The sequence below is a fragment of the Nonomuraea sp. NPDC049480 genome (assembly GCF_044465905.1).
Taxonomy (GTDB): domain Bacteria; phylum Actinomycetota; class Actinomycetes; order Streptosporangiales; family Streptosporangiaceae; genus Nonomuraea.
The window spans coordinates 251,604-262,999 of the sequence record NZ_JBITMD010000013.1; the positions used below are offsets into that span (position 1 = coordinate 251,604).

The following is an 11,396-nucleotide window of genomic DNA, read 5'->3' on the forward strand; positions in this document are numbered from 1 at the left end:
ACAAGCCGGGGGAGGCCCCGGCCGAGTTCGAGACCGTCCACGGCCACGGCCCTCCGATCCAGGTCCGCCTGACCGCCGGTCAGGCCCTCGCGAAGTAGGCGTAGACGTCAACGTCGACGCTCACCTGCCCGGCGCCCTCGTTCTTCAGCACCACCGACCCGTCGGCACGCATGGCGGCGGCGGTGAAACCGATGGCGTCCTTGCCTGCCGGATAGGAGACCACGCGCGCGGTGGTCTGCCCGCTCTGGGGCAGCACCGAGACGACTCCGGTCGCCGCCCCCCTGGCTGCCACGGTCAGCGCGACCGCTGTGACGCCGGAGGCGGGCAGGCCGGTGAAACGCAGCGTCTTGGTGCCGCCGGCCGGAATCGCCAGGGCTCTGGCCGCGGGCGCGGGGCGGATCGCCTTGACGACCGAGCCTCGCTGGCCGGCGGAGTAGTAGCCGGTGACGTCCACAGAGATCTCGACATTGTCGAAGCCGAGGTTGTGCACGTTGATCCTCCCGTCGGGGCCGGGCTTGACGATCGTGTAGAACTGCGTGGCGATGCCCGCCGGGTAGTCGGCGTTGGCTTCGGCGGGGTAGACGTCTCCGGCGGCGTACATGCGCATCGTGCCGGTCGACGGGCTCTTCAGGATGACCGTGAGGGCGACCTGGGCGACGCCGGTCGCGGGCAGGCCGCGCATGTCGGCGATGGACAGCAGGTGGTTGCCCCACGCGGGGATGACGGTGCGGTCGGCCACCCGCGCGGGAGTGATCGGGACGTAGGTGCCGCCCACGACGGTCGCCACCTGGCTGAGGGTGTGGCCGTGTGCGTCGAGCGTCACTCTGACGGGGCCCGTGCCGCGATTGACGATCTTGATCTTCCCGTCGGCGCCGACCTTCGTGATGATCATCGTGGAGGCGTAGCGCGTGGTGTCGTAGGCGAGGGCCCTGCCGTCCGGTTCCTGCTCGTCAGAGGCGTGTACGGCGATCGCCCCCGTGCTGAGGAACTCGCCCTTGGCGCTGACATTGAGCGCGATGGCCCGGATGCCCTGCGCGGGCAGCCCGGCCACGCCCGCGACCTGCACGGTCATGGCGGAGCTCGCACTGATCTGGACGTTGTCCACGAGCCTGCCGCGCGAGTGGAAGTACTGGTCGGGCCCCGGCCGGGGAGTCGTGTCCAAGGCGGCGGCGTCAAGCTGGACGCGGGGTGTGATGGCACCGGTGTAACCGATGCCCCGCCCGGTCTCTTCGAGCTTGGCCTCAAGGGCCGCGGGGCCGAGCGCGGGGTAGGACTGGCGCAGGACGGCGAGCGCGCCGCTGACGTGCGGGGCGGCCATGGATGTCCCGCTCATCGGAGCCCAGCCGTCGCCGGGTACGGACGATACGACGTCGCTGCCGGGGGCGAGGAGGTCCAGGAGGGGGCCGCGGTTGCTGAAGGAGGACAGGGTGTCGCCGTCGGTGGTGCTGCCCACGGCGATGGCCGAAGAGACGCAGGCAGGAGCCGCGATCGCGTCCGGGTAACCGTTGTTGCCCGCGGCGATGACCGTGGCGACCCCGGCCGCCAGGAGAGCGTCGATGGCGGCCTTGCGCGGGTCGTTGTCGCAGGGAGCGGTGTGCCTACCGCTGCCCAGGCTCAGATTGGCCGCCACGATGGGCAGCGTGGCCTTCAGCGCCTGGACTTTCTCCAGCCCGGCGAGCTGGGCGCTGGTGAAGCTGAGCACGCACGGCGCGCCGCCGGAGCCGCAGAAGTCGTCGGAGTCGAACCTGCTGAAGATCTGGATGGCCACGATGTCGGCTCCGGGTGCGACACCGCTCCCGTCGTCGCCGTTGAGCCCTTCACCGTCACCGGCGATGATCCCGGCCACGTGGGTTCCGTGGGAGCAGTCCAGCAACTCGTCGGCGCACGCGCCGCTCTCGGCGTCGGCAGAGCCGGGTCCCTCCTGCCTGTCGGCGCCGTCCGGGCACAGGCTGGAGGCGGAGTAGTCGGGGTCGGCGGGCGAGAAGCAGGCCTCGGCCACGACGCGGCCGCCGAGGAACGGGTGGCCGGTGGCGACGCCGGTGTCCAGTACGGCCACGGCACCGCCCTCGCCGGTCAGCCCTGCCGTTCTGGTGCGGTCGCCGCCGATCAGAGGGACGCTCTGCCCGAGGACCGGAGGCACCGGCCGATCCTCGGACACGCTCAGCACGCCCGGCTGGCCGGTGAGCCGCTGGAGACCCGCCTGATCGGTCCGCAGGGTGACCACGGGGGAGCGCGACAGCGTCTGGAGCACCTGCCCGGCGCCGGACACGGCGGCCAGGTCGGCGCGCTCCCTGGTCACGACGTTGACCCTGATCTTGGCTCCGGTGGCGAGCTTTCCGGCCAGTCCGGGCTCCACCCAAGGTCCTGCCGCTGCGGTCGATGTGCCGGCCGTGGCGATGATCGAGGAGAGCAGGATCGCCACCAGGACGACCATGCGCTGGAATGCCGCCGTGACGATGGCTAATCGCCTCATGAGGCTCTCCTTTGCGGGCGTTTAGGCCAGATGAACGGTATTGAAGCCGATTTTCTTTGCACGTGGGCCGCCAGGCTTCATGATGTTTTCGACCGATATCGGGGTGGCTTTAGCGAGGAGGACGGATTATATGCGCCTGTCTTGCGGCAGAAGGTCCTGTCTCGTTGCGGGTCTAGGGCATCCAGTTTGCGCCCGGTACTCAATGGTTTGCTTGCGGTCGAGCACGAAGGAAGCGCGGAACGTGCCGCCGATCTTCGCATTGCGAACGTGAACGTAGCCGTTGGCTCCGGTGCAGTCCCATTTACCGTCCTTGACGATCGCGGACGTTGAGAAAGAGACGAGAACCAGCGTGAGGGTCGCCGCACACGCCAGGCCGGGGGAGCGGGGCCTTGATCGCGCGGGTGATGTGCATGGTCACTCTCCCTGTTGATCGAAGTCGCGATGAATCGAACGTCGCGCCGAGTCTGAGGCCTGCCGTGTTGAGGATTCGTTGAGGACGTGTTGAGGCGGCCAGCCCCCGGTGGAGCTGGGTGGTACGCACACCGGCGAGTTCCTCCACGGACTACTGCCCGCCCCCGGGGGCGATCCCCGGCCCGACGACGAAGCTACCGGTCAGTCGCTTGGCGGTCGTCAACCGCTGAATGGAGATTTCGCGTCCACCAACCGCTGTAGCGCCACCTCCGACATCAGCCAGCCGCAGTAGGTGAGCGTTTGATCCTGTCTGATCCCGGGTTCAGGTTTCGCGCCACGTTGGGGTTGATTCGCCGGTGAGGCGGCGCGTCATGAGGTCGATCATGGCGATGTGGATCATTGCTTCGGAGCTGGCGGAAAGGCCGGCGCGTACGGTGCGAAGTGGTGCACGTCCACGGCCATGGGGTCGATGCGCACTCCGTGGCGCGCTCCGTCGGGCCAGAACACCTCGGCCAGACGCTGGAGGGGGACCACGCGGTTGGCCGACAGGGCCAGGACGCCGAGCAGCAGCCGATGCTGGCACCGGGGCAACGCTACCGGCGCGCCCGCCTACCGGAACTCGACCGGGCCAAGCAGGCGGACGCCGTCCCAGGCCCACCCGATCACCTGTCCACGATTGACCGGGTGTCGACGAATGGTTTCAGCGACATGCGAGCGAGACGAATCCCTATTTTGTGAAAAAAGTTAGCGTGTCCGAGGCGTAGGCATTGGCGATATGCGAATGAGACGAACATGCGGCTCGGTGATCTGGCGAGTCGCATTCCGTGACAGGTGCATCACTGGAGCCCTCGGTCGATGACCTACCTGGACACACGGCAGGTCGAGGAGTGCAAAGCCCTCCGGATATATGCGGCCTGCGCTCTTTACGTGAGTACTACAGCTCGAGCCCCAAGGGTCGTCGTATCCTTGGGGATGATCGCCACTGCGATCACCCCCAGCTACAGACCCACTCCGCACCACCCTATCCCCCGACAAGGGACGGCAAAGGTGGTGGAACTCCGCCAGTCCGACGCGCCGGTCAGGCCGCCTGGCTGACCACCACCTGAAACAGGCACGTGATTGGGTCGCTACAAGAAGCGGTCACCGTCGCCTAGGTCGAGGCTAGAGTGACCACTCCCCGATCAGGGTAGGTGGAATCCCTTGGCAAATCGCCACCAATGAGGTTTCCAGATCGCCCTCGTAGACGAACAGGAAGTTATCTACTCCAGCGAAAAGCCTTCCGTCTCGACCGGCCATCAAGGTCATGTGCGACCTGTTCTCGCCCACCGGATAGAGATCTGTTCCAGCGAGATTCGTGTACTCGCGATGAACCGTCGGCCAGATTCCGCGGACAGAGTGAGCGGTATCGAAACGTGTGTGATCGAAGTGGCGCACATCAGCGATGTCCACGAATGGAGGGTGCTGAATGAACAGGCCATCGAATTCGCGCACGAAGCTCACAGGTCCGGCCGCCTCGTCAAGCCCCAGCGATCGCCACGCCATGAGGCACGGCTCCACCGCAACGGCTCGACCAGGGGTCCACCCAGCGGAACGCAACAGGCGTTCCACATCGGGCGGGAAGCGGCCATTCACGCTATTCTCCCCCAATGTCTCTCACTCCCCTCAGCACCAATGTGCTGAGGCATGACGGGCACGCTTGGCCAACTTCGCCCGTCCGGGATCGCACCACGACGTACTCGATGTCGCTGAGCGTCGCGCCTGGATTGTTTCGCAGCACCAGGCTACAGGCGCGCACTTCAGCGCAGTTCCCAGCGTCCCCTTCGAAGGATTGCCCGCCGCGCGACAGATCAATATCAGGATGAATCGCCACGCGGCCGGAACCGCCGGAGTATCCGACTTCCCATTCGTCGGGATTCGAACTTCCCCTGATCCGGGCCACCGCCGTCATGGTTGCGTCTTGGGGGGCGTCGCCGGCAGCCTCGCGAGCCGCGGCAATGAGATCACCATCCGTGGAATTGCCACAATTGTGCACGAGGACCGGGGTGGCCCCCGCCAGCACGTAATAGGTGTGGATGTCTGCGACGGTCAGGTTGTGGACACGGGCCTGGGCGGTCCGGGACTCGACGGCGGTGACTTGGACGTAGGTGCCGGCGGCGGTGCGCAGGAGGTGGCCGGGGCGCAGGTCCTTGGCGTCACGCCATGCCTTTTCGCTGTCTATCCAGAAGGGGTGGCCGTCGGTGGCGATGATGTCGCCGGTGGCCTTTCCGCTGCCGCCGTCGGTGTCCACGGTGATGCTGACGAGGTTCTTGGCGCCGTCACCGGCGATGGTGGCAAGAATCTCCTTGGCCTCGGTGCGGCTGGTCTCCGGGTCGGTGGCCAGGACCTTGTCGCCGGGCTTGAGCTGGTCGATGCGTTTGCTGGAGCCGTCGGCGAGCAGGACCTTGGTGTCCGGGGTGAAGCTGTTGGAGAGCGGGCAGGAATTGCCGCCCGAGCCGCGGGCCACCTTCGGGTTCTTGCTGCGTTTCGCCGCGCGGGCCATCAAGTCGTCCAGGGCGGCGATCTTCTTGTCGATGTCGGCGATTTTCGCGTCGAGCTCTTCGATCCGCCCCCGGGCCGCCTTGATGGCGCCCTGGACCTTCTTGTAGATCTTGATCCCCATCCGGACCCTGCTGGACAGTTTCCAGATCAGGCCGCCGATCTTCTTGGCCGGCACGAATTCGAGGATCAGGCTGACGCATTTGCCGACGCTGCCGCCGAAGCAGCCCTTGATGTCCTCTATCTTGAGGAAATCTTTGATGAAGCCTATGCCGGCGGCTTTTAAGGCTTCGAGCACGGCGTTCCGCTTGACGGTCTGCTGGTGCTGCTGGCGCTCGTTCTGCGCTGAGTCGCGTGCGTTACCCAGACTGTCCCTGGCTGCGCCCCGGTCGCAGGGGCCTTCGCACTCGTCGCTGTCGTACTGGCCGTTTCGGCAGGGGGGAGCGAGGGACTTGGTGCAGCCGATGCCGGTGCAGCAGGGCTCCATGCCGGTCGGGTCGGCGAGGGTGACGGGGTTGTTGTTGGCGTAGTTGTAGCCGTTCATCTGCTGGGAGTCGCCCATCCTGATGAGAGGGTCGACGGAGATGAAGCGGCCGGTGGCCGGGTCGTAACTGCGGGCGCCGAGCGTGGTCAGGTCCGTGTTGGTGTCGGTGATGCCGCCGACGAACCCGCGCTCGTGCTCCTGGGGCCAGGCGCCCTGGTTGCCGCGCAGCGCGCCGAACGGGGTGTAGCGGCGTTGGCTGAGTGCGCCGGTCTCGGCGTTGATGGCCAGTTCGGCCGTGCCGTGGTGGTCACCCAGGAGGTAGGTGACCCCCATAGTGGTGCGCATGGCGTTGCCGATGAAGCGGCGAGCCGTGGGGCTGGTGGCTCCCTTGGCCAGGTGGACCTCCAGGCCGGGCAGGTACAGCGTGGTGCCATCCTTGTCGCGGCGGATGAGGCGATCACCGTCGGCTGAGTAGAGGAAGCTGGTCTCACCCTTCTTGTCGTCGCTGACCTTGACGAGTTCGCCCTCGGCGTTCCAGGTCAAGGTTTGGTTGCCGTTCTGGGTCCGGCGTTCCGTGGTGTTGCCCGAGGCGTCGTAGGCGTAGGAGGAAGCCCCGGAAACCGTGGTGAGGCGGTGGGCCTTGGCCGGGTCGTAGATGTAGGTGCGGTCGGACTGCTGGACGCCGCCCGCGGGGCCCCCGCCGTAGAGGGTTTCGCTGCGGCGGTTGCCGGTGTCGTCGTAGGTGTAGGCAGCCCGGTAGGGGGCGGGGCCGTCGACGGTGGTGTTCGCGCCGGTTTCGGCGCAGGGTCCGTCGTTGTTCTGGGTCCAGGCTTCGGACAGGCGGGACAGCTCGTCGTAGCGGAAGCACTGGTTGTCGACGCCGTCCCGGGAGCTGTCCTTGATCTGGGTGATGTTCCCGGCGGGCTGATAGGTGTACTGGGCGCTGCGGTCGGTGCCGGGCATGCCGAAGTGCCAGGTGGTGGCCTTGGCCAGGCGGCCGGTGCCGAACTCGTAGTCGAAGGTCTGGTCGATCTGCTTTCCGGTGCCGCCGGACTGCATCCGCAGTCCGATGACCTTGCCGGTCTTGGTGTAGTCGGTGCCGATGAGGTAGGTCGACAGCTGGGACTTGGTGGAGACCAGGCGGCCGAGGTCGTCGTAGGTGTAGGCGATGTTCTCGGCGGGCAGGCGGCCGACGGCGGGACTGCTGGTCGCGGCGACGCTGCCGTCGAGGTTGTAGCTGGCGTCGAAGACGTAGCCGCCGGCGGGCGCCAGGGCCCCCTCACTGGCGGGCAGGGTCACCCTGGTGCTCTGGGGACGGTCCAGGTTGTCGTAGGCCTCCACCTGCGTGGTGTAGCGGTCGGTGCCGACGATGCGGGTGGAGCTGGTCAGCTGGCCCTTGCGGACGGTGTCGTACACCCATTCGGCAATCTTGGTGCCGGGCGATGAGCTGGTGGCGTCGTACTTGGCGATCGCGCGGCCCAGCCCGTCGTACTCGATCCCGATCTTGTGGCCCCGGGCGTCGGTGCTGAGCACCGGCCGGTCGAGGTTGTCGTAGGCGGTCTTCTCGACGCCGCGGTCGGGGTCGTTCGACTGCACCCGGCGGCCGAGCAGGTCATAGGAGTAGGACCAGACCTGGTTGCCCGGGCCGGTCACCGACTCCTGCTGGCCGCGGTGGTTGTAGCCGAACTTCGTGACGACCGGTCCGGCGGCGCGGTGCTGGTGCACTTCGCGGGTACGGCCGTGCACGTCGGTGTAGGTGGTGACCGGGGTGCCGCCGGTCGGCGGGATGACCTTGGTCCAGTCGCCGCCGTACTCGTAACGGGTGTTCCACAGCTCGTTGGCCGCGCCGTCGCTGTTGCCGGACAGCAGCCGTTCGGCCAGCAGCCGGCCGCGGCCGTCGTAGGTGTTCCACTCCTGGGTCTCCACCGCGCCCACCACCGCCACGCCGAACCGCTTGGGCTGCGGGTCGCCGTCGGCGTAGTAGGGCGCGAAGGTGTAGTGGACCTGCCCGGCCCCGTTGTAGACGGTGTCGGAGATGATCCGGCCCTTGGTGGTGCCGTTCTGGCCGGGGGCCTGCGACTGGCGGGGGCGCAGCCAGCCGTCGAACAGCGTGTAGGAGGTCTGCTGACCGCCGTCGTTGGTCAGGGTCTTCGCGGCCACGGCCACGATCGCGCCGGCGTTGATGAGGTACTGGTACTCGTTGTCCGGAACCTGACTCACCGTGCGGCCGGGCCCCCAGACCTTTGAGGTGCGGCCCAGCGCGTCCCGCTGCGCGATGGTCGTCTTCTCGCTGGGGCTGGTTTCCCGGATGGCCAGGCCCCAAGCCGGATCGAGCACCCGGGTCGTGCTCATGGCCGAGTCGGGGTCGGCGGCCCGGGCTCGCGGGGTGGTCGTGATCACCTGGGTGGTGACGCCGTGCGGTTCGGAGTAGTCGGTGGAGGTGATGTGCCCGGCGGCGTCGGTGATGGTCTTGGTGCGGCCCAGGGCGTCATAGCTCGACCGGGCCATCACCTGGTAGGAGGTGATCGCGGTCGCGCTCGCCGCCGTGGCACGCTCGGTCTTGGTCACGTTGCCGTGCACGGGCGCCGCTTTGAACGCCTTGTCGTCGTAGTAGGTGCGTACGTCGGCGACCAGGTCGTCGGTCAGATCAGGGGTGGCGGCGCACCGGCGGGCCACCGTGCTCACCCGGGCCGGCAGCCGCAGCACCCGCGCTCCGTCAGCCGTCTGTTCGGTCCTGGTGCATTCCTCGTCGCCGGAGACGCCGACCTCGCCTTCGTCATCGGTGGTCAGCGCTGCACCGGTGGTCAGGTCGAACTCGGTCACGGTGGAGCGGGTCTGCTGCCAAGTGGTGCCGACCAGGCCGAAGGTGCGGGTCGATTTGGTACCGGTGAGGTTGGCGGTCATCGTGCCCCAGGGGCGGGACTTGGCTGCGGTCTGGTGGTGCCACGGGGTGGAGACCGACTTGCTCACCGGCACGCCGCCGAGCTTGTCGTAGGTGACCGTGCGCAGGGTCATGCCCTGCAGGGATTCGTGGTCGGTGTGGGTGCCGCCCTCGCCGTCCTCGACGGTGACGGTCTTGGTGCCGCCGGAGGCCGACGCCCGGTCGCCGTGCATGCCCTGGAAGTACCAGTAGTCGGTCTGGGACGGGGTGCCGCCGCTGGCCGCGCTGGTCGCACCGCCGATCACGCGCACCTTGTCGTACCCGCGCCAGTTCGACCACGTCTTGAACTTCTCCGGCGTGATGCCGTCGTCGTCGGCGTAGTGCCAGGCGGGCTTGCCGATGCTGTAGTCGTAGCGGGTGACCATGTCCGAGCCGCCGCCGGTCAGGTCGGTCTGGATCAGCGCCCGCACGACGTACTTGTGGAACCAGTCCAGACTCGGATCGGCCCCGCCGTTGGAGTTCTGCCAGAAGGTTGGGAAGCAGAGCCGCCGGTTGCTCGCCGGTGCGGGCAGGTCGGAGGGGGTGCAGTCCATCTCCGAGTAGGTGATGTCGAGCTTGCCGCCGGTCTCGTTCTGGATGGCGGCCACCCGCTCCTTGATGAACGGGCCGACGTCGTCGCCGAGCTTGTCCACCCGGTTGGCCAGTTGCTGGTAGACGAAGCTCACCGGCGGCATCGTGACCGGCGTGGGCCCGGCGTGGCCGGTGTGGACGATGTCGGTGAGTTTGAGCTGCCGGTCCACGTCGGCGATGCCCCACAGGTGCTTGAACTCCCAGGAGTCCACGTCGCGGTGGCCGGTGCCCGCCGCGTTGACGACCTTGGTGGTGACCTTCGTCAGGCGCTTGCGGGTCCAGAAGCTCGGCGTCGCCGTACCCTTGCCGTCCTTGCACTCGGTGCCCTCGTTGCAGTTCATGTCCCAGGGCACGTCCGGCCAGCGGGCCGGATGGGCGGTGATGTCGGCGCATTCGTCCCCGGGACGCAGGCAACGTTCGGCGTTGGTGAAGTCGACCTGGGCCGGCGGTGTCGCCGGGAAGAGGTTGCCGCTGCGCAAGCCGTACTGGATGGAGGTCAGGTAGCCGCCGCGGATGTAGGCGGTGTCGTCGGCGGCGCGCAGGTTGCGGGCGTAGTAGTTCTTCTCCTTGGCGTAGTAGAAGGTCACCGCGTTGCCGTGGGTGTCCTCGATGTAGTCGAGGTTCCAGCGCCAGGTCTGGCGGCACCAGGAGTCCTTGAAGGCGTCCTTGTGGCAGGGCTCGCCGTTGTTGTTGCCGAAGACGGGAACGTCCCAGGCGGCGTTGGTCTGTGGTTTGCCGGAGGTCCAGCCCGGCAGGCGGTTTTTGCCGAAGTAGTACTGGGTGCCGTCAGGGGTGGTCACGCGCCAGTACTCGTTGTCGTCGTCACCGTTCCCGGTGTCGCCGTCGGTGCCTTTGAGACGCTGGACCCGCGTGCCGTTGTCCTTGGCCAGGACCCAGGTGTCGGCGCCGGTCGGGATGAGCTCGCCGCCCGATCCGCCCAGGGCGAGCGTGGCGTTGTCGTAGGCCCAGCACTGGTCCATCGGCTCGACCTGGTACGTCGGGTCCTTCGGCACGCCGTCGTCCTTGCACGGCTTGTACTTGCGCTCGATGAACCCGGGCGACAGCTCGAAGCCGTCGCCGAGCCACGACGCCTGGTTGTTGGTGCTCGACGTACGGCCGTCGATGGACGCCGCGGAGTAGTTGACAGCCAGGTTCGGGACCAGCCCGCCGGGCACCGGCGGTACCCGGAGCGGATAGGACCAGGAGAAGTCACCCGTCTGGGGGCTGACCTGCCAGGTGGCCGACGGCGAGAGCGAGGTGACCCCGAAGTCGCCCTTGTCGCCCGATGCTGCGGACGTCACGGCCAGCACCATCGGCTCGGCGCCGAGATCCACGTCGGCGCTGAGCGTCCTGGCCGCGGTGTCGTTGCGCCCCTTCAGCGGTACGGCATGCCGGCACTCGGCCTTGTCCGGGCTGGTCAGGGCGCATGCGGGCAGAGCCGCCAGGCGCATGCGGGAGCCGAAGCCGCCTCCGTAGGCTTCGGCGAAGGGGGCGTAGTCCACCTTCATCGTGATCTTGCCGGCTGATCCGGCTGTGCGGGCCGCGGTATAGATCGGGCCCCCGACCCCCGCGCGTTGCGAGGCGGCGCGGTCGTGGGTCTGGATCCGCACCCGGCCGGTGGACGACGCGTCAGCCGGTGCGGCCACCAGCGCACCGGCCCGGCGGGCGGTGACGGCGGCTGCCGCCAGGTCGACCTCGACCGTGCCTGGTACGGGCCAGGCCGCCACCGGATCGGGCGCCTTCGGTTCGGTGATCCGCGGTTTCACCGCAGCGGGCTTGCCGGGGACGACCCGTTCCCGGTCCACGGGTTTGGGCCGGTCCCGCTCGGACGCGGCTGTCGCCGGCCGGAAGGTCGCGGGCACGACCATCAGTCCGACTGTGAGCTGCAAGGTGAGAGCCGCCCGGAGCATCCGGGATAAGGAACGACGTCGGCGTGCGGCATGGACGCGCATGCCGTACCTCCCAAGGAAGAGAGTGGAAGC

General features: G+C 67.9%; 4 protein-coding genes and 1 pseudogene. All 5 read right to left on the reverse strand.

Annotated features, from left to right (window positions below; translation table 11 throughout):
- Positions 1–79 precede the first annotated feature (79 nt).
- The 5 genes and pseudogenes from ACIBX3_RS33795 to ACIBX3_RS33815 all read right to left on the reverse strand — a co-directional run bounded on the left by ACIBX3_RS33795 (position 80) and on the right by ACIBX3_RS33815 (position 11,282).
- Positions 80–2,473 (reverse strand): S8 family peptidase, encoded by a 2,394-nt coding sequence (locus ACIBX3_RS33795; RefSeq protein WP_397124159.1) that lies wholly within the window; start codon positions 2,471–2,473, stop codon positions 80–82.
- A gap of 733 nt (positions 2,474–3,206) precedes the next feature.
- Positions 3,207–3,305 (reverse strand): annotated as a pseudogene (locus tag ACIBX3_RS33800) (IS5/IS1182 family transposase); the annotation flags it as partial.
- Positions 3,281–3,475, reverse strand: coding sequence for a hypothetical protein (locus ACIBX3_RS33805; RefSeq protein WP_397124282.1), 195 nt, complete (start codon positions 3,473–3,475; stop codon positions 3,281–3,283). The pseudogene ACIBX3_RS33800 and the gene ACIBX3_RS33805, both read right to left, overlap by 25 nt.
- Before the next feature lie 570 nt (positions 3,476–4,045).
- The gene (locus tag ACIBX3_RS33810; protein ID WP_397124160.1) at positions 4,046–4,516 is read right to left on the reverse strand and encodes an SUKH-3 domain-containing protein; all 471 of its coding nucleotides are present in this window, start codon (positions 4,514–4,516) and stop codon (positions 4,046–4,048) included.
- Between the two features lies 1 nt (position 4,517).
- Positions 4,518–11,282, reverse strand: coding sequence for an RHS repeat-associated core domain-containing protein (locus tag ACIBX3_RS33815; RefSeq protein ID WP_397124162.1), 6,765 nt, complete (start codon positions 11,280–11,282; stop codon positions 4,518–4,520).
- Between the last annotated feature and the right edge of the window lie 114 nt (positions 11,283–11,396).

Excerpts from the sequence above, each read along its gene's own strand:
- ACIBX3_RS33795 (WP_397124159.1), bottom strand. The coding sequence starts at position 2,473 with ATGAGGCGATTAGCCATCGTCACGGCGGCATTCCAGCGCATGGTCGTC.
- ACIBX3_RS33815 (WP_397124162.1), bottom strand. The coding sequence starts at position 11,282 with ATGGTCGTGCCCGCGACCTTCCGGCCGGCGACAGCCGCGTCCGAGCGG.